The following is a 22,242-nucleotide window of genomic DNA, read 5'->3' on the forward strand; positions in this document are numbered from 1 at the left end:
GCGGGACTCTCACCCGCCCCGCCCGCACCTGTCAATCCGCCCTCGTGGGGTGCCGCGGCTGACGGCCGTACAACCCCGCCTTGTCGATTCCCAGTGCGCTGTGTGTGACGAGCTGGGCGGCGACCAGCAGATCGTCCTTGGCGAAGGGCAGCCGCTCGGCTCCCCGCAGGAAGACCGCGGCACCGATCACCCGCCTGCGGCCCCTGAGGGGCGCCAGGACGGCACGCTGACCGGTCGGGACGGATCGTGTGTCCCCGATCAGTTCCCCCAGCGCGGCGGCGCTGACCGACTCGTCCGCGAACACGGGCCGCACTCCGCGCAGCGTCTCCATGAGCGCACTGCCGGGCGACGGAGCGCACCCCTCGGCGACGTCGTACGGATCGGGACGCGGGGACGGCACGGTGTCGAGCCCGAAGCGATCGTGCGGACGGTCGACGTCGGTCCGGCGGAGCCGCAGCACCAGGGGCCCCGCCGGCCGGTCGTCCCCGACGGAAGGGTTCCCCTTCCTCCTGTTCGGCGAGCGTCCGGGGCGGGCGTCGTGTCTGCCCGGGGATGATCAGAGTCGGTCCGTCGGTCTCCGGCTCCGCCGCACGGACCTTCTGCAGCGCGCGATCCACACCGTCGAGGTCGGCGTCGTTGCCGCTCGCTCTCAGGTCGTGGTCGGGGAGGCGCAGAGCGGACGGTTCCCGGCCGACGGGCTCGTCAGGGCTCATCCGGGCACGCAGCGCGGCGAGTTCGTCTTCGAGCGCCTGGATGCGACTCGCTGCGCGGTGTCCCTCTCCTGCTCGGCGCGGGTGAGTTGTTCACGCAGCGCCAGCTGCTGCCGCTGCGCCCGGTCGAGTCGCCGTTCCAGGGCGGTGTGGTGTGCGGGTGCGGGGCGGGCAGCGTCTGCAGGGCGTCCACCCGGCGCTTGAGTTCGGCGACGTTGGCCTGGGCCAGGCCGAGCATGGCGAACAGCAGGGTGGCGATCCGAAGTGCCTGTTGCCGGCCGCGTTCACTGGCCTCGTAGGCCGTACGGGCGCGCTGCATCTCCCAGTTCGGGCACTCCGCCCAGGGGCGCAGGAAGGGCCAGGGAGACAGGCGACGACGAGCCGTCATCCGTCTCCCCGGCCCCTGGCGGGCGGACCCTACGGCCGGACGTTCCACTCCGCGATCACCGGGCGGCCGTGTTCCGTCGACAGACGGCTGACCGTGCCCGTCGCCAGCTGGAACAGGCGGCCCTCGGCGGGCGGCAGGCCCAGGCGGCGGGCGGTGAGGACGCGCAGGAAGTGGGCGTGGGCGACGAGGACCACATCGTCGGCGCCCTCGGCGAGCGCCGCGTCGACGCGGGCCAGGACCCGGTCGGCGCGGGCGCCGATCTCCTCGGGCGACTCGCCCGGGTGTCCCTCGGGGCCGGGCGGCACGCCGTCGGTCCACAGGTCCCAGTCGGGCCGGGAGCGGTGGATCTCGACGGTGGTGATGCCCTCGTAGCCGCCGTAGTCCCACTCGTGCAGGTCGGGGTCGGGCACGACCCCGGGTATGCCCGCCAGTTCGGCGGTGCGCAGGGCGCGGCCCAGCGGGCTGGCCAGCGCGCGGGCGTAGGTCCGGCCGGTGAGGAGCGGGGCGAGCGACTTGGCCTGTTCCTCGCCGTGTTCGGTCAGGGGCAGGTCGGTCCAGCTGGTGTGCTGCCCCGACAGGCTCCACTCCGTCTCACCGTGGCGGACCAGCAGAAGGTCGCCCACGGCGGGTCAGTCCTTCTTCTCGACCGCGTGGCCGCCGAACTGGTTGCGCAGCGCCGCGATCATCTTCATCTGCGGCGAGTCGTCCTGGCGGGAGGCGAACCGGGCGAACAGGGACGCGGTGATCGCGGGCAGCGGGACCGCGTTGTCGATCGCCGCCTCCACGGTCCAGCGGCCCTCGCCGGAGTCCTCCGCGTAGCCGCGCAGCTTCTCCAGGTGCTCGTCCTCGTCCAGGGCGTTCACCGCGAGGTCAAGCAGCCAGGAGCGGATGACCGTGCCCTCCTGCCAGGACCGGAACACCTCCCGGACGTTCTCCACCGAGTGGACCTTCTCCAGCAGCTCCCAGCCCTCGGCGTACGCCTGCATCATGGCGTACTCGATGCCGTTGTGGACCATCTTCGAGAAGTGCCCGGCGCCGACCCGGCCCGCGTGGACGTAGCCGTACGGGCCCTCCGGCTTGAGCGCCTCGAAGATCGGCCGCAGCGGCTCCACGTGCTGCTGGTCGCCCCCGACCATGAGCGCGTAGCCGTTCTGCAGGCCCCACACGCCGCCGGAGACGCCGGCGTCGACGAAGCCGATGCCCTTGATGGCGAGCGCGGCGGCGTGCTTCTCGTCGTCCGTCCAGCGGGAGTTGCCGCCGTCGATCACCGTGTCGCCGGGGGACAGCAGGTCGCCCAGCTCGTCGACGACGGTCTGGGTGGCCGTGCCGGCCGGGACCATCACCCACACACGGCGGGGCGCGTCCAGCTTCTCGACCAGTTCGGCGAGGCTCTTGACGTCGGAGACCTCCGGGTTGCGGTCGTAGCCGATGACGGTGTGGCCGGCGCGGCGGATCCGCTCGCGCATGTTGCCGCCCATCTTGCCGAGACCGATGAGACCGAGCTGCATGATCAGTTCTCCGATGCGTTCTTGAGAGTGCGGTAGGCGGCGACGAGGGCCTGGGTGGACGGGTCGAGGCCGGGGACGTCGGCGCCTTCGGTGAGGGCAGGCTCGACGCGCTTGGCGAGGACCTTGCCCAGCTCCACGCCCCACTGGTCGAAGGAGTCGATGTTCCACACCGCGCCCTGCACGAACACCTTGTGCTCGTAGAGGGCGATGAGCTGGCCGAGCACGGACGGGGTCAGCTCGGTGGCGAGGATCGTGGTGGTGGGGTGGTCGCCGCGGAAGGTGCGGTGCGCGACCTGCTCCTCGGCCACGCCCTCCGCGCGGACCTCCTCGGCGGTCTTGCCGAACGCGAGCGCCTGGGTCTGGGCGAAGAAGTTGGCCATCAACAGGTCGTGCTGGCCCCGGAGTTCCTCGCTCAGTTCGGCGATCGGGCGGGCGAAGCCGATGAAGTCCGCCGGGATGACCTTGGTGCCCTGGTGGATCAACTGGTAGTAGGCGTGCTGCCCGTTGGTGCCGGGCGTGCCCCACACCACCGGCCCGGTCTGCCACTCCACCGGGCTGCCGTCCCGCTGCACCGACTTGCCGTTGGACTCCATGTCCAGCTGCTGGAGGTAGGCCGTGAACTTCGACAGGTAGTGCGAGTACGGCAGGACCGCGTGGGTCTGGGCGTCGAAGAAGTTGTCGTACCAGATGCCCAGCAGGCCGAGCAGCAGGGGCGCGTTGGCCTCTGCCGGGGCGGTGCGGAAGTGGTCGTCGACGATCCGGAAGCCGTCGAGCATCTCGCGGAAGCGGTCCGGGCCGATGGCGATCATCAGGGACAGGCCGATCGCGGAGTCGTACGAGTACCGGCCGCCGACCCAGTCCCAGAACTCGAACATGTTGTCCGGGTCGATACCGAACTCGGTGACCTTCCCGGCGTTCGTGGACAGCGCCACGAAGTGCTTCGCCACGGCCTTCTCGTCACCGTCGAAGGCCTTCAGCAGCCAGGACCGAGCCGAGGCCGCGTTGGTGATCGTCTCGATCGTGGTGAACGTCTTGGACGCGACGACGAACAGGGTCTCGGCCGGGTCCAGGTCGCGGGTCGCCTCGTGCAGGTCGGAGCCGTCCACGTTCGACACGAACCGGAACGTCATGTCCCGTGCGGTGTACGGGCGCAGGGCCTCGTAGGCCATCGCCGGGCCGAGGTCGGAGCCGCCGATGCCGATGTTCACGACGTTCTTGATCCGCCTGCCGGTGTGACCGGTCCACTCGCCGGAGCGGACGCGGTCGGCGAAGCCGGCCATCTTGTCCAGCACGGCGTGCACCTTCGGCACGACGTTCTCGCCGTCGACCTCGACCACCGTGCCCGGCGCGGCGCGCAGCGCGGTGTGCAGCACCGCCCGCCGCTCGGTGACGTTGATCCGCTCGCCGCGGAACATGGCGTCCCGCAGCGCGAACACGCCGGTGGCGGCGGCGAGTTCCTGGAGCAGGGCCAGGGTCTCGTCGGTGATCAGCTGCTTGCTGTAGTCGATGTGCAGGTCGCCGACCCGTACGACGTACCGCTCGGCGCGGCCGGGGTCCGCCGCGAACAGTTCGCGCAGGTGCGGCCGGCCCTGGGCCCGGTGGTCGGTGAGGGCCGTCCACTCGGGCCGCTGGGTGAGTTTCGGGAACCCGTCCATCTCAGGCGTTCTCCTTGGGGGCCTCGCCCTGGAGGGCGATGGCGTACATCTCGTCGGCGTCGAGGCGGCGCAGTTCCTCGGCGATGAGTTCGGAGGTGGAGCGCACCTTCAGCGCGAGGGTGCGCGGCGGCTGGCCGGGCAGGGTCAGCGTGGCGAGGGGACCTTCGGGGCGGTCGATGACGATCTCGCCGTTCGCGGTGCCGAGCCGTACGGCCGTCACCACCGGGCCGGCGGTGACCACGCGGTCCACGGACACGCCCAGGCGGGCCTCCAGCCAGCGGGCCAGCAGCTCGGCGCTGGGGTTGTCCGCCTCGGCCTCGACGGCCGCCGAGGTCACCTGCACCCGGGCCTGGTCCAGGGCCGCGGCCAGCATGGACCGCCACAGCGTGAGCCTGGTCCAGGCGAGGTCGGTGTCGCCGGGCGCGTAGTTGCGGGCGCGGGTCTCCAGGACCTCCATCGGCCGCTCGACCGCGTACAGGTCGGTGATCCGGCGCTGGGCCAGCGCGCCCAGCGGGTCCTTGGCGGGGGAGTCGGGGGCGTCCACCGGCCACCACACGACCACCGGCGCGTCCGGCAGCAGCAGCGGCAGGACGACCGAGTCGGCGTGCTCGGACACCTCTCCGTAGGTGCGCAGGACGACGGTCTCGCCGGTGCCGGCCTCGGAGCCGACCCGCACCTCGGCGTCCAGCCGCGAGTGGGTGCGGTCGCGCAGCGTGCGGGCGTGCCGCTTGATGACGACCAGGGTGCGCGAGGGGTGCTCGTGCGAGGCCTCCTCGGCCGCCTTGATCGAGTCGTAGGCGTTCTCCTCGTCCGTGACGATGACCATCGTCAGGACCATGCCCACGGCCGGCGTGCCGATGGCACGGCGGCCCTGCACCAGCGCCTTGTTGATCTTGCTTGCCGTGGTGTCGGTCAGGTCGATCTTCATGGCCTGCGCCAGCTCCGTCCGTCTCGTGCGAGCATCTCGTCGGCTTCCGTCGGTCCCCAGCTGCCCGACGCGTACTGCGCCGGCCTGCCGTGTGTCGCCCAGTACTCCTCGATCGGGTCGAGGATCTTCCAGGACTCTTCCACTTCCTGGTGACGGGGGAACAAATTGGCGTCGCCGAGCAGTACGTCCAGGATGAGCCGCTCGTACGCCTCCGGGCTCGACTCGGTGAACGACTCGCCGTAGGCGAAGTCCATCGACACGTCCCGGATCTCCATCGAGGTGCCGGGCACCTTCGACCCGAACCGCACGGTCATGCCCTCGTCCGGCTGGACGCGGATGACGATGGCGTTCTGGCCCAGTTCCTCGGTGGCGGTGGAGTCGAACGGGGAGTGCGGGGCCCGCTTGAAGACCACCGCGATCTCGGTGACCCGGCGGCCGAGCCGCTTGCCGGTGCGCAGGTAGAAGGGGACGCCTGCCCAGCGGCGGTTGTCGATGCCCAGCTTGACCGCGGCGAAGGTGTCGGTCTTCGACTTGGGGTCGATGCCGTCCTCCTGGAGGTAGCCGACGACCTTCTCGCCGCCCTGCCAGCCCTCCGCGTACTGACCGCGCACGGTGTGCTCGCCGAGGTTCTCCGGCAGCCGCACCGACTTCAGCACCTTCAGCTTCTCGGTGAGCAGCGCCTCCGCGTCGAAGGCGATGGGCTCCTCCATGGCGGTCAGCGCCATCAGCTGGAGCAGGTGGTTCTGGATGACGTCCCGGGCGGCGCCGATGCCGTCGTAGTAGCCGGCCCGGCCGCCGATGCCGATGTCCTCGGCCATGGTGATCTGGATGTGGTCGACGTACGACCGGTTCCAGATCGGCTCGTACATCTGGTTGGCGAAGCGCAGCGCCAGGATGTTCTGGACGGTCTCCTTGCCGAGGTAGTGGTCGATCCGGAACACCTGGTCCGGCTCGAACACCTCGTGCACGATCGCGTTCAGCTCGCGGGCGCTGTCCAGGTCGTGCCCGAACGGCTTCTCGATGACCGCGCGCCGCCAGGAACCCTTCGGCGGCGTGGCCAGGCCGTGCTTCTTCAGCTGCTGCACGACCTTGGGGAAGAACTTCGGCGGCACCGACAGGTAGAAGGCGAAGTTGCCGCCGGTGCCCCGGGAGGCGTCCAGCTCCTCGACGGCGTCCCTGAGCTGCTTGAAGGCGGTGTCGTCGTCGAAGTCGCCGGGGATGAACCGCATGCCCTCGGCGAGCTGCTGCCACACCTCCTCGCGGAACGGGGTGCGGGCGTGCTCGCGCACGGAGTCGTGCACGACCTGTGCGAAGTCCTGGTCCTCCCACTCGCGGCGGGCGAACCCGACGAGGGAGAAGCCCGGCGGCAGCAGACCGCGGTTGGCCAGGTCGTAGACGGCCGGCATCAGCTTCTTGCGGGACAGGTCACCCGTCACACCGAAGATGACCAGGCCCGACGGGCCGGCGATACGGGGGAGCCGGCGGTCGCGGGCGTCCCGCAGCGGGTTCACCCAGTCGGCGGCGGCCGGGATCACCGGGACCCGCACCGCCTCGGGTGCGGGGGCCTGCGTGGGTGCGTTGTCGGTCATCGGGCGTCAGCTCCCTTGCTCTTCAGGGCCTCCGTGACGGCGGCCAGCAGTTCCCGCCAGGCCGCCTCGAACTTGGCGACGCCCTCGTCCTCCAGCTGCTGGACGACCTCGTCGTAGGAGATGCCGAGCCGCTCGACGGCGGCCAGGTCGGCGCGGGCCTGCGGGTAGCCGCCGGTCACGGTGTCGCCGGTGATCTCGCCGTGGTCGGCGACGGCGTTCAGCGTGCCCTCCGGCATGGTGTTGACGGTGCCCGGGGCGACCAGCTCGTCCACGTACAGGGTGTCCTTGTACGCGGGGTCCTTCACACCGGTGGACGCCCACAGCGGGCGCTGCTTGTTCGCCTTGTCCCCGCCGAGCGCCAGCCAGCGGTCCGAGGCGAAGACCTCCTCGTACGCCTCGTAGGCGAGGCGGGCGTTGGCGAGGGCCGCGCGGCCCTTGAGCGCGAGGGCCTCGTCGGTGCCGAGGGCGGTCAGCCGCTTGTCGATCTCGGAGTCCACGCGGGAGACGAAGAAGGACGCCACCGAGTGGATCGTGGACAGGTCGACGCCGCGCTCGCGGGCCTTCTCCAGGCCGGCCAGGTAGGCGGCCATGACCTCGCGGTAGCGATCCAGGGAGAAGATCAGGGTCACGTTGACGCTGATGCCGAGGCCGATGACCTCGGTGATCGCGGGGAGACCCGCCCTGGTCGCCGGGATCTTGATCATCACGTTGGGCCGGTCGACCAGCCAGGCCAGCTGCCTGGCCTCGGCGACGGTGGCCACGGTGTCGTGCGCGAGACGCGGGTCGACCTCGATGGAGACCCGGCCGTCCCGGCCGCCCGTGGTGTCGTACACGGGACGCAGGATGTCGGCGGCGTCGCGCACGTCGGCGGTCGTCATCATCCGCACGGCCTCGTCGACCGTGACACCCCGTACGGCGAGGTCGGTCAGCTGCTCCTCGTAACCCTCTCCGGAGCCGATGGCGGCCTGGAAGATGGACGGGTTCGTGGTGACACCGACGGCGCTTCCGCTCGCCACCAGCTCGGCGAGGCTGCCCGAGGTGATCCGCTTGCGGGACAGGTCGTCCAGCCAGATCGACACGCCCTCGTCGGCGAGGCGCTTGAGGGCTCCCGGGGTAGCGATTGCTTCGGTCACTGTGCTCATCTCTCTTGTTGTGCGTCGGTGTCAGGCGCGCGCGGCGGCGAGCGACTCGCGGGCCGCCGCGGCGACGTTCTCGGGGGTGAAGCCGAACTCGGCGAACAGGGTCTTGGCGTCGGCGGAGGCACCGAAGTGTTCGAGCGAGACGATGCGTCCGGCGTCGCCGACGTACCGGTACCAGGTGAGGCCGATGCCGGCCTCGACGGCGACCCGGGCCTTCACGGCCGGCGGCAGCACGCGCTCGCGGTACTCCCGCGGCTGCTCCTCGAACCACTCCACGGACGGCATCGACACCACGCGCGTGCCGACCCCCTCGGCCTCCAGCCGCTCCCGCGCGGCCACGGCCAGCTGCACCTCGGAGCCCGTCGCGATGATGATCACCTCCGGGACCTCCGTCGAGGACTCGCGCAGTACGTAGCCGCCCTTGGCCGCGTCCTCGTTCGGCGCGTACACCGGCACGCCCTGGCGGGTGAGCGCGAGCCCGTGCGGGGCGGGGTGCGTGGCGTGCCTCTTCAGGATCTCGGCCCAGGCGATCGCGGTCTCGTTGGCGTCCGCCGGGCGGACGATGTTCAGACCCGGGATCGCGCGCAGCGAGGCCAGGTGCTCGACCGGCTGGTGGGTGGGGCCGTCCTCGCCGAGGCCGATGGAGTCGTGCGTCCACACGTACGTCACCGGCAGCTGCATCAGCGCCGACATACGGACGGCGTTGCGCATGTAGTCGGAGAACACCAGGAAGGTGCCGCCGTAGACGCGGGTGTTGCCGTGCAGGGCGATGCCGTTCATCTCCGCGGCCATGGAGAACTCGCGGATGCCGAAGTGGACGGTACGGCCGTACGGGTCGGCCTCCGGAAGCGGGTTGCCCTTCGGCAGGAAGGAGCTGGACTTGTCGATGGTGGTGTTGTTCGAGCCGGCCAGGTCGGCGGAGCCGCCCCACAGCTCCGGGATCACCGGGCCGAGGGCCTGCAGCACCTTGCCGGAGGCGGCGCGGGTGGCGACGGACCTGCCCTCCTCGAACACCGGCAGGGCGTCCTCCCAGCCCTCGGGCAGCTCGCCCTTGCCGATCCGGTCGAAGAGGGCGGCCCGCTCGGCGTCGGCGGCACGCCACTCGGCGATCCGCTTGTCCCAGGCGGAGTGCGCCTCGGCACCCCGGTCCAGGGCCCGGCGGGTGTGCTTCAGCACCTCGTCGGCGACCTCGAAGGTCTGCTCGGGGTCGAAGCCGAGGAGGCGCTTGGTGGCGGCGATCTCCTCGTCGCCGAGCGCGGAGCCGTGGGACGCCTCGGTGTTCCGCGCGTTCGGCGCGGGCCAGGCGATGATCGTGCGCATCGCGATGATCGAGGGCCGCCCGGTCTCGGCCTGGGCGGCCTTCAGCGCCGCGTACAGCGCGTGCACGTCGACGTCGCCGTTCTCCTCCGGCTCGATCCGCTGCACGTGCCAGCCGTACGCCTCGTACCGCTTCAGGACGTCCTCGGAGAAGGCGGTCGCGGTGTCGCCCTCGATGGAGATGTGGTTGTCGTCGTAGAGGAAGACCAGGTTGCCGAGCTTCTGGTGGCCGGCCAAGGAGGAGGCCTCGGCGGAGACGCCCTCCTCCAGGTCGCCGTCGGAGACGATCGCCCAGACGGTGTGGTCGAACGGGGACGTGCCCTCGGGGGCCTCGGGGTCGAAGAGGCCGCGCTCGTAGCGGGCCGCCATCGCCATGCCGACGGCGTTGGCGACGCCCTGGCCGAGCGGGCCGGTCGTGGTCTCCACGCCTGCGGTGTGCCCGTACTCGGGGTGGCCCGGCGTCTTCGAGCCCTGCGTACGGAAGGCCTTCAGGTCGTCCAGCTCCAGCTCGTACCCGGCGAGGAACAGCTGCGTGTAGAGGGTCAGCGAGGTGTGGCCGGGGGAGAGGACGAACCGGTCACGGCCGGTCCACTCGGGGTCGGCCGGGTCGTGTCGCATCACCTTCTGAAAGATCGTGTACGCAGCAGGAGCCAGGCTCATCGCGGTGCCCGGGTGCCCGTTGCCCACCTTCTGCACCGCATCGGCCGCCAGAAGCCGGGCTGTGTCCACGGCGCGCCGGTCGAGGTCGGTCCACTCGAAGCCATCGGAAGTCTGCGTGGTCATCTTCAAGAAGTCCTCGTTCAGTGCGGGATAGCTGGCCTGACGCGTTCAAACTTAAAAGTCTGACTTTTTCGAGGAAAGGTCGGGGTGTGTCAGCCTGTGGTGAATCTGGGACAGTGATCGCGCGACAGGGACAGCACGAAATGGACATGACTGACAGAAGCCCCGAAGCTGCCGGTGACGGAATCAGGACCTTCCCCTTCCCGGCGGACCTGTCCGTCGGCGGCGTCGGCATGCAGATCGGCCCCATGGGCACCGACCGCACCTGGCACGCCGACGCCCCCCTGCACCGCGTCCACCGCATCGACTTCCACGTGGTCATGCTCTTCACGGAGGGCCCCGTACGCCACATGATCGACTTCGCCGAGTACGAGGCCGGCGCCGGCGATCTGCTGTGGATCCGCCCCGGACAGGTCCACCGCTTCTCCCAGGAGAGCGTGTACCGCGGAACCGTGCTGACCATGCAGCCCGGCTTCCTGCCCCGCGCCACCGTCGAGGCCACCGGCCTGTACCGCTACGACCTGCCGCCGCTGCTGCACCCCGACCCGGACCGGCTCACCGCGCTCCAGGCCGCCCTCGACCAGCTCCGCCGCGAGTACGAGGACACCGCCACGCTCCCGCTCAGCCTGCACACGGCCGTCCTGCGGCACACGCTGACCGCGGCCCTGCTGCGCCTCGCCCATCTCGCCGCCAGCTCGGCGGAGACCTCCCGGCAGCACACCGACAGCACCTTCACCCGCTTCCGGGACGCCGTCGAGCAGGACTTCGCCACCAACCACAGCGTCAGCGCCTACGCCGACGCCCTCGGCTACTCCCGCCGCACCCTGGTCCGCGCCGTCCGCGCGGCCACCGGCGAGACCCCGAAGGGCTTCATCGACAAGCGCGTCGTCCTGGAGGCCAAACGCCTCCTCGCCCACACGGACCTGCCGATCGGCCGCGTCGGGGCGGCCGTGGGCTTCCCCGACGCGGCGAACTTCTCCAAGTTCTTCCACCTGCACACCGGCCAGACACCGGTGGCGTTCCGGGCGGAGCTGCGCTAACGCACCGGATCGCCCGCCAGCCACGGCATCCGGCGTACGAGGGTGTCCCGCATGCGGGTCAGGGCCTCGATGCGCTCCTGGAGTTCGGCCACCCGGCGTGCGCCCACCTCGTAGTTGGCCGCACAGGACTCCGAGTACGCGAAGACCTCCGGCAGATCGGCGTCGAGGTAGCGGACGAAGGACCGCACGTTCTCCACCGTGAACCCGGACGCGAGCAGATCCCGCACATTGCGCACCCGGGTGACCGCCTCCGGCCCGTACACCCGGTACCCGGCCGCGGTCCGCCCGGGCTCCAGCAGGCCCTCCTCCTCGTAGTAGCGCAGGGTCCGGGTGGTCGTCCCGGTCCGTGCGGCCAGGTCACCGATCAGCATCACAACCACCTCGGTCGCAGGGGCTTCTTCCGTGCTCAACCGCCCAGCCGTACCACGGTCTTCCCGGTGTACCGGCCGCGCACCAGGTCGGTCAGCGCCGCCGGGGCGCTCGCCAGGCCGTCGATCACCGTCTCGTCGTACACGATCGAGCCCTCGCGCAGCCAGGCGCGGAACTGCGCCCCGAACTCGGCCGCCCGGTCGAAGTGGTCGCGGACCGTGAACCCGCGGATCGTGAGCCGTTTGGCGACGACGGCCAGCAGATCCCCGGGACCCGGATCGGGCCGGCCCGTGGACTGCCGGTGCAGGGCACCGCAGACGGCGATGCGGCCGTGCTCGTTCATCACCTCGATCGCGGCCCGCAGCTGCTCGCCGCCCACGTTGTCGAAGTACACGTCGATCCCGTCGGGCGCCGCCTCGCGCAGCCGGTCGAGGACGGGCCCGTCGTGGTGGTCGAAGGCCGCGTCGAAGCCGAGCCGCCCGGTCAGCCGCGCCACCTTCGCCGCCGAGCCCGCGCTGCCGATCACCCGGCCCGCCCCCTGCAGCCGGGCGATCTGCCCGGCCAGGCTCCCGATCGCCCCGGCCGCGCTGGAGACGAACACCGTGTCCCCGGGCCGGAGCCGGGCCACCTCCATGAGGCCCACATGGGCGACCAGCCCGAAACCGAGATGCAGGGACGGGCTCGGGTAGGCGTCCCGGTCGACGCGCCGGAACTCCCCGGCGCCGGCCACCGCGTACTCCCGCCAGCCCAGCCGGTGCACCACCAGGTCGCCGGGGGAGAGACCGGGGTCCGCGGAGACCAGCACCTCGCCCACGGCGTCCCCGTGCATCGGCGCACCGAGCTCGTAGCGGGGCGTGGGGAGCCGGGAGTCCGCCGCCATCAGCAGCAGCATGCCGGGGTCGAGCGACAGGAACAGATTGCGCACCAGGACCTCGCCCGGCGCCGGGTCCGGTACGGCCACCTCGGTGATCTCGATGTCGCCGGGCGCGGGAAGTCCGCGCGGGCGGGCGGCGAGGCGGGCCTGGAGGCCCGTACGGGCAGTGGTGGGTGTGGTCGTCATGGCGGCGACGCTAGGGGTTGACGTATACGTGAAGGTCAACTCCCGCGCGCCGCCGCCCGGTTCGCCGGCCGCTGTCAGTGCCCGAAGGTGAACCAGTTCACGTTCACGAAGTCGGCCGGCTGGCCGCTGGTGAAGGTGAGATAGACGTCGTGCGTGCCGGTCACCGCGCCGATGTTCGCCGGGACCGTCCGCCAGGACTGCCAGCCGCCCGTACCGGCGACGGCGAAGCTGCCGATGGGCGCGTTGCCGCGGCTGTCCAGGCGCACCTCCACCAGTCCGCTGACCCCGTTCGCCGCACCGCTCGCGACCCGCGCGGAGAACTGCCTCGCCGCGGTCGGACCGAAGTCGACCCCCTTGTACAGCGCCCAGTCGCCGTTGGCGATGTATCCGATGTCCTGCCCGCCGCCCGTGTCCGTGGTGGTCTCGGTGCTGATCCCGGACTGGCTGTCGTAGGACTCGGCCTGGACGGCGCTGTAGGCGTTCCGGTTGCCGGACGGCGGGGGAGTGGTGCCGCCGCCGGAGGACTGCAGGACCTGCACGTAGTCCACGACCATGGGGTGGCCGGGCTCCGTCCCGCCGTCCGGGCCGCCGCCGAACGCGGCCGGGAAGCCGCCGCCCATCGCCACGTTCAGGATGATGAAGAAGCCGTGGTCGGTGGCGTTGGCCCAGGTCGTCGCGTCGACCTGGGTGGCTTTGACCGTGTGGAAGCCGACGCCGTCGAGGGAGAAGCGGATCTCCTCGGGGCTGGTCGAGCGGTCCCATTCCATCGCGTAGGTGTGGAACCCGGCCTGACAGGTGCTGCCGGTGCAGGAGGTGGAGTTGCCGATGCCGGAGGTCTCGTTGCACGGGCCGCCCGGGCTGGTGCCGCAGTGCATCGTGGCCCAGTCGGTGTTCAGTCCCTGGACGTTCTCCATGATGTCCAGCTCGCCGATTCCCGGCCAGTTCCAGTAGTTGCCGCGGAACGGCGCGCCGAGCATCCAGAACGCCGGCCAGTAGCCCTTGGCGGCGGCGCCGGTGACGTTCGGCAACTGGATCCGGGCCTGGACCCGCAGCTTCCCGCCCGCCGGTGGCCGGAAGTCGGTGCGGTTGGTCTCGATACGGCCCGACGTCCAGTTGCCGGAGGCGTCACGGCGCGGGGTGATGAGCAGGTTGCCGTTCCCGTCCAGCGAGACGTTGCCGGTGCCGGACGTCATCGTCTCGACCTCGCCGGTGCCCCAGTTGGCGGCGCCGCCGGGGTACGACGTCCCGGTGTCGTACTGCCAGTCCGCCGTGTCGACGCCGGAGCCGGCCGCGCCGTCGAAGTCGTCCGCGAAGACCTGCGTCCAGCCCGAGGGCGGGGTGGGCACGGAGGCGTCGGCGGGTGCGGTGGCGGCCGTGGCGACGGCCACGGCCAGACCGAGCGTGGCCACGGCGGCGACGAGCGCGCGCCGCAGCGGGCGGGGTCTGGGCCTGGGGCTGCCGGAGGATGCGTACATGGGGAGCCTCTCGGTACGGGGGTGTGCGGGAGGTTTCATGAGAGCGCTCCCACACGCACGCCTGAGAGCGCTCTCAACGTGCCGCCAATGTGCTCCCCACCCCCGTGGCCGTCAAGGCTTGAAGCAAGGAAACTCCTTGCGACACAAGCGAGTTCACCGGCTGAAGCCGCCATGCCGGCTCGGACCGCGCTGTCGGCCTCCCGCGATTCCGGGCGGACACGCGGTGCCGCCGCCCGCCGGGAGCCTGCGCCCGGCCCCTCTACGCCGACGACTTCACCTTCACCAGCCCCCAGGACGACCACATCGGCAAGGCGGCCTTCTTCGAACGCTGCTTCCCCACCGCCGACCGGTTCGGCGGCAAGCTGTGAACGGCACATGGCGTTTCCCGTCCGGACGGCCTTGACGGCGTGGGCCCGAGCCGCGCCACCGTTGTCGTCCTGCTCCGGTGCCCGATCTGCTAGAAGGGTGCGGGTGGGAAGGAAGGTGCGGGCGTGAGGCTGACGATTCTGGGTGGCGGCGGATTCCGGGTGCCGCTGGTGTACGGCGCGCTGCTGGCCGACCACGCCGAGGGGCGGGTCACCGAGGTCGTCCTGCACGACCTGGACGACCGCCGGCTGCGTGCGGTGACCCGGGTACTGGCGGAGCAGGCCGCCGGGATCCCCGACGCGCCCACCGTGATCGCCACCACCGATCTGGACGAGGCCCTGCGCGGCGCGGACTTCGTCTTCTCGGCGATCCGCGTCGGAGGCCTGGAGGGAAGGGCGGACGACGAACGGGTCGCGCTCGCGGAGGGCGTGCTGGGCCAGGAGACCGTCGGCGCGGGCGGGATCGCCTACGGGCTGCGCACGGTCCCCGTCGCCGTCGACATCGCCCGGCGCGTGGCCCGCCTCGCCCCGGACGCCTGGGTCATCAACTTCACCAATCCGGCCGGCCTGGTCACCGAGGCCATGTCCCGCCACCTCGGTGATCGCGTCATCGGCATCTGCGACTCGCCGGTCGGCCTCGGCCGCCGTATCGCCCGGGTCCTCGGCGTCGGCCCGAAGGAGGCCTTCGTCGACTACGTCGGCCTCAACCACCTCGGCTGGGTGCGCGGCCTGCGCGTCGCGGGACGCGACGAACTCCCGCGCCTGCTCGCCGACCCGGCGCTGCTCGGCTCGTTCGAGGAGGGCCGGCTGTTCGGCACCGACTGGCTGCGGTCGCTCGGCGCGATCCCCAACGAGTACCTGCACTACTACTACTTCAACCGGGAGACCGTCCGCGCCTACCGGGAGGCCGGGCAGACCCGCGGTGCCTTCCTGCGCGACCAGCAGGCCACGTTCTACGAGCAGGCGGCCGATCCCGGCGTCTCCGCCCTGCACACCTGGGACCGCACCCGCGCCGAGCGCGAGGCGACCTACATGGCCGAGAACCGGGAGAGCGCCGGCGCGGGCGAACGCGAGGCCGACGACCTGTCGGGCGGGTACGAGAAGGTGGCGCTCGCCCTGATGCGGGCCGTCGCCCGCGACGAACGCACCACCCTGATCCTCAACGTCCGCAACCGCTCCACCCTGTCCGTCCTCGATGCCGACGCGGTCGTCGAGGTCCCGTGCCTGGTCGACGCGAACGGCGCCCACCCGCTCGCCGCCGATCCGCTGCCCGGCCATGCCACCGGCCTGGTGTGCTCGGTCAAGGCCGTCGAGCGGGAGGTGCTCGCCGCCGCCGGGTCGGGCTCCCGGGCGACCGCCGTGAAGGCGTTCGCACTGCATCCGCTGGTCGACTCGGTCACCGTCGCCCGCAGGCTGGTCGAGCGCTACACCGAGGTCCACCCGGGCCTGGCCTACCTCGCGTGAGCGCGGAGGGCCGCTCCGCCGAGCGGCCCTCCGCCGTACGTCACCCCTGTGCGTCAGCCGGTGAAGCCGGCCGTGATCGAGGTGAACTGCCAGTTGCTCTGGCTGATGCCGGAGCAGTTCTCGGCGACACCGCCGCCCGGGCACGGCCGGTCACGGTTGACGGACCAGAACGCGAGCCGCGCGATGTGGTGCGCGTTCGCCCAGTCCCGGATCTGCGTCCAGATCGCCGCAGTCGTCGTCTCCTGCTGGTCGGACAGGCCGTTCATGCCGGAGATGCCGATGTGGGCGTAGGCGGTCGCGTCGTCCCAGCCGAAGGTGGACTTCAGCTTGTTCTTGAGCCCCTCCGCCGCGTTCACCGTGTTGCCGTACATGTCCGAACCGCCGCCGAAGTCGAACGGCATGATGGTGAACACGTCGATGTTCGCGCCGAGCGACTGCGCCTGCTCGATGAGCCGGTTGCCGTAGTACGTCGGGCCGGTGGTGGACGTGCCGAAGGTGACGATGGTCCTCAGGCCCGGGTTGTTGGCCTTGACCGTCTTCAGCGCGGTGAGGATCTTCGCCTGGACGGCCTCGTTCTCGAACTCGTCGGTGTTCTCGATGTCGAAGTCGATGGCCTTCAGGCCGTAGGCGTCGATCACCTTCTGGATCGCCCCGGCGAGCGCGCTCGCGGAGGAGCAGTTGGCGCCGAGCTTGCTGCCCTGCCAGCCGCCGAACGACGGGACGACGTCACCGCCCGCGGAGCGGATCTGGTTGATAGCCGTCTGGTCCACACCGCCGGTCAGCGCCCGGCTGCCGTCCCAGGCCGGGGTGCAGCCGCCGGAGTCCAGCACGAACGCCATCGTGAACCACTTGGCCCCGGTCGCGCTCATCACCGTCGTCGGGCTCGGCGGATCACCCCAGCCCTCGTAGAGGTACGGCGCCGCCTGCTTGAAGCCGGTCCCGCCGCCGCTGCCCGCATCGGTCGTCACGGTCACGGAGTTGGAGGCGGGCGAGGTGTTCCCGGCCGCGTCGCGCGCCTTCACGGTGAAGGTGTAGCTCGTGCTCGGCGACAGCCCGCTGACCGTGGCGGACGTCCCCGAGACACTGAGCAGCTGGTTGGCCCCGCTGTAGATGTCGTACGCCGTCACGCCCACGTCGTCCGTGGCCGCGTTCCACTTCAGTGACACGCTCGACGACGTCTTGCCGGTGGAGGTGAGCGCGCCGGGCGCGGTCGGTGCCTGGGTGTCGCCGCCGCCGCCTCCGCCGCCCGGTCCGTCCAGGCTGATGTCGTCGGCGTAGTAGCTGCCCTGGGCGTACCAGCCGTGCACGTAGACGGTGGCGCTGGTCTGCGCGGCGCCGGTGGTGAAGGAGACGCTGAGCTGGCTGTACGCCGACGGGGACGAGGTCCAGGTGGAGGCGCCGCCGTTCACGCCGAGGTACACGTAGCTGCCGCGCACCCAGCCGCTGAGGGTGTACGTCGTGTTCGGCTGGACGGCGACCGTCTGGCTGCACTGCGCGTTGTCGCTCGACGTCACCGCGCCCTGCAGGGCCTTGGTGCCGCCGTGCGCGGGGGAGGAGACGACCGAACCGAGGTTGCCGGTGCAGGTCCAGGGGGACAGGCCGCCCGACTCGAAGCCGGGGTTGGCCAGGACGTTGGCCGCGTGGGCCGTACCGGGGAGGGCGACGGCCCCGCCGAGGGCGAGGGCCGCGGAGCCGAGCAGAGCGAGAAGCCGGCGTCTGGAACGCCCGAGTGTGTCGCGCACGCGATCTCCCTGTGGGGATGGGGGTGTTCGGGAGTGCAGGGGAGTGCGGAACCTGGTGCGCCACTGAATTTGGTATGGACCAATCCGTGTGTCAAGGAGAAGTGCGGAATTGGTCCATACCGGTGGAGGCGGCTCGTCGCGCCCACGCGACCGGCGTACGGTCTAGAGCGGCAGAACCTGAGCCGCCTGCGCAGGTGCCGGTACGGCCGGCAACAGCACGTCGGCCGAGTCGACCCTCTGCCGCGGAAGCGCCGCAGGCGCCAGTGGACGCGGCCCCGACACCACCGTGTAGTCCTGGCCCAGGAACGGCGGCTCGATCACCCCCGGGTCCTCGCCCAGCGCCAACCGCACGGCCGCCCAGGGGGCGTTCACCCCACAGAGCGACAGCTGATGCAGGCCCCCGGCGGGCCTGGTGTTGACATCCAGCAGCACCGGGCGGTCGCCCAGCATCCGGAACTGGATGTTGGACAGATGGTGCAGCCCGAAACCCTCCGCGATCAGCCGGGCCGGCGCCAGCCACCGCTCGTCCAAGGTGAAGCCCCGGCGGCGGCCGTTCTTCGTGCGGCCCACCGCGAGCCGCACCCGGTTGTCCGGTCCGGTCAGGCAGTCGACGGACACCTCGGGCTGCTCCAGACGAGGCATCACCAGCCAGTCCACGGGCTCCCCGGCCCGCCGCAGCGCCTCCACGACCAGGTCGAGCTGGACGTACGGGCCCGGGAACCCGTTCAGGTGCGACAGCGAGAAGGGGGACCGGGTGATCATCCGGAAGCCCACCCCGCCCGCGCCGGCCGCCGGCTTGAAGCACGCACGGTGCCCGGACGCCTCCAACTCGTCCACCGCCGCGACGAGTTCGTCCGCCGTCCGGACCCGCCACCACGGCGGCACCGGAACACCCACCGAGCGCACCGCCTCGTACGCCGTCGCCTTGTCCTCGAACACGGCGACCGCCTCCGGCGTGGGCGCCAGCAGCGCCGTACCGGCCGCCGCGAACTCGGACCGGTGCGCCACGATCGCGGACTGGTGCAGCCGGGGCACGAAGACGTCGATGCCGCGCCGGACGCACTGGTCGAGGGCGTACTCGACGTAAGCCGCCGGGGACAGGCCCTCCGGCTCCAGGTCGGCGGTGTCGGCGGCGGCCAGCACGGGGGAGTCGGGGTCGCCGTGCGTGGCATGGATCTCGACCGCGCGATCACTGGGATTTCTCCGCAGCTGATCCATGAAGAACACGTTCTCCGCGTACGTGCGGTTGAGCCAGACGCGTACGCGAGAGAGCATGCAGGCCGCCTTTCGGGGTGTGCGGGCAGGGCGGAGCGGCCCGTGCCCGGGCAGGAGGGAGGAAGGGTCACCAAACGGCCCTGTACGAAAGGGAATTAGGGGCGCCGGTGTTGGGGCGATCATACGGCTATCGGGAGGCCCCTCGTGCAACGCGAGTGTTACGGATCCGAGGGGGTCCGGCGCCCGGCGGGGACACGCGGTGACGGAACCACTTGTCCATGGCACCGTCCATGTGTTCTTGTTGTGGCATCGGATGATCGGAAGGGGTGCGCGGGTGGAGTCGACGGCCGGGGCCGGACAGCTGCTGGCCATCAGCGACCTGCACATCAGCTACCCGGAGAACCGCGCCCTCATCGAGGGCATGCGACCCGAGAGCGACGAGGACTGGCTGATCGTGGCCGGTGACGTCGCGGAGACCGTCGCCGACATCCGCTGGGCCCTCGGCACACTCGCGCGCCGCTTCCGCAAGGTGATCTGGGCGCCCGGCAACCACGAGCTGTGGACCCATCCGAGCGACCCGGTCACCCTGCGCGGCGTCGCCCGCTACGAGCACCTGGTCGAGGTGTGCCGCGAGCTGGGCGTCGTCACCCCCGAGGACCCCTACCCGGTGTGGCGCGGCGCCGGCGGCCCGGTCGTCGTCGCCCCGCTCTTCCTGCTGTACGACTACTCGTACCTGCCGGCCGGCAGCTCCACCAAGGCGGAGGGCCTGGCCTACGCGGAGAGCACGGGCATCGTCTGCAACGACGAGTTCCTGCTGCACCCCGACCCCTACCCGACCCGTGAGGCATGGTGCCGGGCGCGGGTCGCCGAGACCGAGCGCAGGCTCGCCGAGCTGCCCGAGGACCTCCCGACCGTGCTGACCGGCCACTGGCCGCTGGACCGGCACCCCACCGAGGTCCTGTGGCACCCCGAGTTCGCCATGTGGTGCGGCACCACGCTGACCGCTGACTGGCACCGCCGGTTCCGGGTCGCCACCATGGTCTACGGCCATCTGCACATCCCCCGCACCACCTGGCACGACGGAGTCCGCTTCATGGAGGTCTCCGTCGGATACCCGCGCGAGTGGCGCAAGCGCCCGGATCCCCCGGGAAGGCTGCGCCGCGTCCTGCCGATGGAGGTCGAAGCAGGTGATCGAGGAGCTGCTCCCGGAGTCGGTCGTGGCCGTGGAGGCGCACGCTGACGACCCGCTGTGGGACGCCCCGCTCTACCCGGAGGAGGAGGCGCTCGTCGCGCGCGCGGTGGCCAAGCGGCGCCGTGAGTTCGCCGCCGTACGCGGCTGCGCCCGGCGCGCCATGGAGAAGCTCGGCGTGCCGCCGCAGGCCGTGCTCAGCGGCGAGCGGGGCGCGCCGCGCTGGCCGGCCGGGGTGGTCGGCAGCATGACGCACTGCGACGGCTACTGCGCCGCCGTGCTGGTCCGCGCCGCCGACCTCGTCTCCGTCGGCATCGACGCCGAACCGCACGGGCCGCTCCCCGAGGGCGTCGGCCCCGCCGTCTTCCTGCCCGCCGAGTCCGCGCGGCTCGACCGGATGGCCGAGCGCCGGCCGGCCGTGCACTGGGACCGGATGCTGTTCAGCGCCAAGGAGTCCGTCTACAAGGCGTGGTTCCCGCTCACCCGTAAGTGGCTGGACTTCTCCGAGGCCGACATAACCCTGGCCCCGGACGGCGACGACGGGGCGTGCGGCACCCTGCGCGCCGAACTCCTCGTCCCCGGCCCCCTGGTCGGCGGCCGGCCGTTGCAGGTGTTCGAGGGCCGGTGGGTCGTACGGGACGGCGTGGTGGCCACGTCCGTCGTCATACCGCACCCCTCCGCCGCCCCGTCGCGCCCCTGACCGCGGCACGCGCCCGCCCGCCGCCGTCGCAGAGTCGCTCCGCCGACGGCGGCGGTGGGCACCCGTCAGGGTGCTCAGGCGGGCGGCGGGCACCAGTCACGCAGCAGCCGGAAGAACTCCTCCTCGTTGCCCGCGAGTCCCGCCCGGGTCAGCGCCTGCTCCGCCTCGGCGAGCACGACGGGCGGGACGACGGCGGGCCGGACGTCGTCCGGTGGCCCGTCGAAGGCGGCGCGCACCGTATGGAGCAGCCGCAGATAGGCCTGGACGGCAGCACGCTCACGGTCGGTCAGTACGGCGGTGGGCATCGGTCGGCTCTCCCCGAATAGGCGTCACGGTCACGCGCCCTGCGGCGCCGTGCACCGCGTGGCACGGCGCACACCCCCCAGCTTGCCGCCCCCCACTGACAACGCCGTCCGGCTCCGCGCCGGTTAGCCCGCTCAGCGGAGGCGGAACCGCACCGCAAGCCCCTTGACGCAGTCCCGCCCAGGCCGGTCGGGGGACCCGCCGGACCGCGAGCCGCCCGTGACGCCACCGGGCAGCGGGGCCCGGTCCCGCCTCGCGGTCCCGGGTACCTCAGAGACGCCTCGGTGCAACCGGCCACGCCGGCCCGCCGTACCGGGACGCGCGGCACCGAACCGATCGGCCGCTCACGGCACTTGCCGGCCGGGGGCAGTCCGAAGGGCTCGGCCTCCCGCACCTCGGCGAGGCCGAAGCGGGCGCGGGCCGCGCCCCGCCGCACCGCCACCTGATGACAGCCGATGGCCCAGGTTCATCAACTGGTCGTCTGCAGCGGTGCGTTCCTCCACCCCGGCGACGTCCCGGGCGGTCGGATCCCGCCAGAGCCCGCCCACCGGCTCGTCGCGCAGCCGGCGCATGCCCCTGCCGGGGCCCGCAGTGCTCGCCCGGCTCACGCCTCAGGCCGCTTGACGCTCTCCAGGAGCATGTCGAGCCACTCCGCGACCTTGTCCCGGTGCTGGTCGGTGGGCAACTGGGCGGCACGCCAGGCGATTCCGCGCACGCCGTGGTCCTGCAGCAGCCGCTCCAGCGGATCCTCCGCGGTCTGGGCGGCGGCCCGCTCCCGGTCCGCGAGCTTCTGCAGCAGCTCCTGCTCGGTGCGCTGGAGCGCGCCCGCCAGCGCCTCGGGATCCTCCGCGGTGAGGAAGCCGGCGTGCACCCGGAAGAAGCGCTGCAGGGCGTCGCAGTGCTCCATGGTGGGCCGCCGGTCGCCGTTGATGAGGGCGCCGGCCTGCTGCCGGGACATGCCCGCGCCGTCGGCGATCTCCTGCTGGGTGTACCGCCGCCCGCCCGGCTTCAACCGGGTGCGGCGCAGCAGGTCCAGGCGCTGCAGGAAGCGGGCCTGGACGTCCGGCTCGCCCGCGGGCCGACCGCTGAGCAGGGCCCTGACCACCGGCTCCGGCACGCCGCAGGCGCTGGAGAGCCGCCCGATGTCGAAGACCTCGGCATGCGGGACGCCGAGGCGGTCGGCGAGCGCGGTGACGCGGGCGACGACGGCCGGCAGCTGGGCGGTCGCCGAGGCGCCCGGATCCTCGTAGCCATCCGTCACCGACAGAACTCCTACGTCTTGAGAGGGCTTCAGATGCGTCCGTGC

At 71.8% G+C, this 22,242-nt stretch carries 19 protein-coding genes and 1 pseudogene; 4 read left to right on the forward strand and 16 right to left on the reverse strand.

The window, feature by feature from the left end; all coding sequences use genetic code 11:
• Window positions 1-58 precede the first annotated feature (58 nt).
• The 9 genes and pseudogenes from ABZ937_RS03500 to tkt form a co-directional block, all read right to left on the reverse strand.
• Window positions 59-490, reverse strand: a pseudogene (locus ABZ937_RS03500) (serine/threonine protein phosphatase); the annotation flags it as partial.
• Window positions 491-702: 212 nt separating this feature from the next.
• Window positions 703-1,098, reverse strand: coding sequence for a hypothetical protein (locus tag ABZ937_RS03505; protein WP_361685182.1), 396 nt, complete (start codon window positions 1,096-1,098; stop codon window positions 703-705).
• Window positions 1,099-1,127: 29 nt separating this feature from the next.
• Window positions 1,128-1,721, reverse strand: coding sequence for a histidine phosphatase family protein (locus ABZ937_RS03510; RefSeq protein ID WP_361685184.1), 594 nt, complete (start codon window positions 1,719-1,721; stop codon window positions 1,128-1,130).
• A 6-nt stretch (window positions 1,722-1,727) separates the two neighbouring features.
• Window positions 1,728-2,606, reverse strand: a complete 879-nt coding sequence (gene gnd / locus ABZ937_RS03515; RefSeq protein WP_361685186.1) for a phosphogluconate dehydrogenase (NAD(+)-dependent, decarboxylating) — start codon at window positions 2,604-2,606, stop codon at window positions 1,728-1,730.
• A 2-nt stretch (window positions 2,607-2,608) separates the two neighbouring features.
• On the reverse strand, window positions 2,609-4,261 hold the full coding sequence (pgi, locus tag ABZ937_RS03520; RefSeq protein WP_361685188.1) for a glucose-6-phosphate isomerase: 1,653 nt from the start codon (window positions 4,259-4,261) through the stop codon (window positions 2,609-2,611).
• Window position 4,262: 1 nt separating this feature from the next.
• Window positions 4,263-5,189, reverse strand: a complete 927-nt coding sequence (gene opcA / locus ABZ937_RS03525; RefSeq protein ID WP_361685190.1) for a glucose-6-phosphate dehydrogenase assembly protein OpcA — start codon at window positions 5,187-5,189, stop codon at window positions 4,263-4,265.
• Window positions 5,186-6,778 carry a glucose-6-phosphate dehydrogenase gene (gene zwf, locus ABZ937_RS03530; RefSeq protein WP_361685192.1) on the reverse strand — a complete coding sequence of 531 codons (1,593 nt, stop codon included), beginning with the start codon at window positions 6,776-6,778 and terminating at the stop codon, window positions 5,186-5,188. The genes opcA and zwf overlap by 4 nt, the downstream gene beginning before the upstream one ends.
• Window positions 6,775-7,920 (reverse strand): transaldolase, encoded by a 1,146-nt coding sequence (tal, locus tag ABZ937_RS03535; RefSeq protein ID WP_361685194.1) that lies wholly within the window; start codon window positions 7,918-7,920, stop codon window positions 6,775-6,777. The genes zwf and tal overlap by 4 nt, the downstream gene beginning before the upstream one ends.
• A 21-nt stretch (window positions 7,921-7,941) precedes the next feature.
• Entirely contained in the window at window positions 7,942-10,017 is a 2,076-nt protein-coding gene (tkt, locus tag ABZ937_RS03540) for a transketolase (RefSeq protein WP_361685196.1), read from the reverse strand.
• A gap of 146 nt (window positions 10,018-10,163) precedes the next feature.
• Between tkt and ABZ937_RS03545 the strand changes: the two genes are divergently transcribed.
• Complete coding sequence (locus ABZ937_RS03545; protein WP_361685198.1) at window positions 10,164-11,054, forward strand: AraC family transcriptional regulator; 891 nt, start codon at window positions 10,164-10,166, stop codon at window positions 11,052-11,054.
• On the opposite strand, the gene ABZ937_RS03550 is transcribed toward ABZ937_RS03545, so the two are convergent.
• From ABZ937_RS03550 to ABZ937_RS03560, 3 genes are all read right to left on the reverse strand, one after another.
• Window positions 11,051-11,425 carry a MerR family transcriptional regulator gene (locus tag ABZ937_RS03550; protein WP_361685200.1) on the reverse strand — a complete coding sequence of 125 codons (375 nt, stop codon included), beginning with the start codon at window positions 11,423-11,425 and terminating at the stop codon, window positions 11,051-11,053. The two genes, ABZ937_RS03545 and ABZ937_RS03550, sit on opposite strands and share 4 nt — an antisense overlap.
• 35 nt (window positions 11,426-11,460) lie before the next feature.
• Window positions 11,461-12,483 (reverse strand): NADP-dependent oxidoreductase, encoded by a 1,023-nt coding sequence (locus ABZ937_RS03555; protein WP_361685202.1) that lies wholly within the window; start codon window positions 12,481-12,483, stop codon window positions 11,461-11,463.
• Between the two features lie 74 nt (window positions 12,484-12,557).
• Complete coding sequence (locus ABZ937_RS03560) at window positions 12,558-13,958, reverse strand: glycoside hydrolase family 16 protein (RefSeq protein WP_361685204.1); 1,401 nt, start codon at window positions 13,956-13,958, stop codon at window positions 12,558-12,560.
• A 491-nt stretch (window positions 13,959-14,449) separates the two neighbouring features.
• On the opposite strand from ABZ937_RS03560, the gene ABZ937_RS03565 reads away from it, so the two are divergent.
• On the forward strand, window positions 14,450-15,787 hold the full coding sequence (locus ABZ937_RS03565; protein WP_361685206.1) for a 6-phospho-beta-glucosidase: 1,338 nt from the start codon (window positions 14,450-14,452) through the stop codon (window positions 15,785-15,787).
• A gap of 53 nt (window positions 15,788-15,840) precedes the next feature.
• On the opposite strand, the gene ABZ937_RS03570 is transcribed toward ABZ937_RS03565, so the two are convergent.
• Together ABZ937_RS03570 and ABZ937_RS03575 are read right to left on the reverse strand one after the other, a co-directional pair.
• A complete protein-coding gene (locus ABZ937_RS03570) occupies window positions 15,841-17,529 on the reverse strand; it encodes a carbohydrate binding domain-containing protein (protein ID WP_361685208.1) in 1,689 nt (562 codons plus the stop codon).
• Window positions 17,530-17,691: 162 nt separating this feature from the next.
• A complete protein-coding gene (locus ABZ937_RS03575; RefSeq protein WP_361685210.1) occupies window positions 17,692-18,804 on the reverse strand; it encodes an ATP-grasp domain-containing protein in 1,113 nt (370 codons plus the stop codon).
• Between the two features lie 274 nt (window positions 18,805-19,078).
• On the opposite strand from ABZ937_RS03575, the gene ABZ937_RS03580 reads away from it, so the two are divergent.
• Window positions 19,079-19,984 (forward strand): metallophosphoesterase, encoded by a 906-nt coding sequence (locus ABZ937_RS03580; protein ID WP_361685212.1) that lies wholly within the window; start codon window positions 19,079-19,081, stop codon window positions 19,982-19,984.
• A complete protein-coding gene (locus ABZ937_RS03585) occupies window positions 19,932-20,633 on the forward strand; it encodes a 4'-phosphopantetheinyl transferase superfamily protein (protein WP_361685214.1) in 702 nt (233 codons plus the stop codon). The genes ABZ937_RS03580 and ABZ937_RS03585 overlap by 53 nt, the downstream gene beginning before the upstream one ends.
• Window positions 20,634-20,707: 74 nt before the next feature.
• Here the strand turns inward: ABZ937_RS03585 and ABZ937_RS03590 are convergent, their stop codons facing one another.
• Both ABZ937_RS03590 and ABZ937_RS03595 read right to left on the reverse strand, forming a co-directional pair.
• Window positions 20,708-20,938 (reverse strand): hypothetical protein, encoded by a 231-nt coding sequence (locus tag ABZ937_RS03590; protein ID WP_361685216.1) that lies wholly within the window; start codon window positions 20,936-20,938, stop codon window positions 20,708-20,710.
• Between the two features lie 602 nt (window positions 20,939-21,540).
• A complete protein-coding gene (locus tag ABZ937_RS03595) occupies window positions 21,541-22,197 on the reverse strand; it encodes a helix-turn-helix transcriptional regulator (RefSeq protein WP_361685218.1) in 657 nt (218 codons plus the stop codon).
• Between the last annotated feature and the right edge of the window lie 45 nt (window positions 22,198-22,242).

Origin of the sequence: Streptomyces sp. NPDC046727, assembly GCF_040645635.1 — a bacterium.
GTDB lineage: Bacteria > Actinomycetota > Actinomycetes > Streptomycetales > Streptomycetaceae > Streptomyces.

What these genes read in the sequence shown, in the direction of transcription:
- opcA (WP_361685190.1), bottom strand. Translation starts at nt 5,189, where the DNA reads ATGAAGATCGACCTGACCGACACCACGGCAAGCAAGATCAACAAGGCG.
- zwf (WP_361685192.1), bottom strand. Translation starts at nt 6,778, where the DNA reads ATGACCGACAACGCACCCACGCAGGCCCCCGCACCCGAGGCGGTGCGG.
- ABZ937_RS03550 (WP_361685200.1), bottom strand. Translation starts at nt 11,425, where the DNA reads ATGCTGATCGGTGACCTGGCCGCACGGACCGGGACGACCACCCGGACC.
- ABZ937_RS03575 (WP_361685210.1), bottom strand. Translation starts at nt 18,804, where the DNA reads ATGCTCTCTCGCGTACGCGTCTGGCTCAACCGCACGTACGCGGAGAAC.
- ABZ937_RS03505 (WP_361685182.1), bottom strand. Translation starts at nt 1,098, where the DNA reads ATGACGGCTCGTCGTCGCCTGTCTCCCTGGCCCTTCCTGCGCCCCTGG.
- tal (WP_361685194.1), bottom strand. Translation starts at nt 7,920, where the DNA reads ATGAGCACAGTGACCGAAGCAATCGCTACCCCGGGAGCCCTCAAGCGC.
- pgi (WP_361685188.1), bottom strand. Translation starts at nt 4,261, where the DNA reads ATGGACGGGTTCCCGAAACTCACCCAGCGGCCCGAGTGGACGGCCCTC.
- ABZ937_RS03555 (WP_361685202.1), bottom strand. Translation starts at nt 12,483, where the DNA reads ATGACGACCACACCCACCACTGCCCGTACGGGCCTCCAGGCCCGCCTC.
- ABZ937_RS03545 (WP_361685198.1), top strand. Translation starts at nt 10,164, where the DNA reads ATGACTGACAGAAGCCCCGAAGCTGCCGGTGACGGAATCAGGACCTTC.
- tkt (WP_361685196.1), bottom strand. Translation starts at nt 10,017, where the DNA reads ATGACCACGCAGACTTCCGATGGCTTCGAGTGGACCGACCTCGACCGG.
- gnd (WP_361685186.1), bottom strand. Translation starts at nt 2,606, where the DNA reads ATGCAGCTCGGTCTCATCGGTCTCGGCAAGATGGGCGGCAACATGCGC.
- ABZ937_RS03590 (WP_361685216.1), bottom strand. Translation starts at nt 20,938, where the DNA reads ATGCCCACCGCCGTACTGACCGACCGTGAGCGTGCTGCCGTCCAGGCC.
- ABZ937_RS03560 (WP_361685204.1), bottom strand. Translation starts at nt 13,958, where the DNA reads ATGTACGCATCCTCCGGCAGCCCCAGGCCCAGACCCCGCCCGCTGCGG.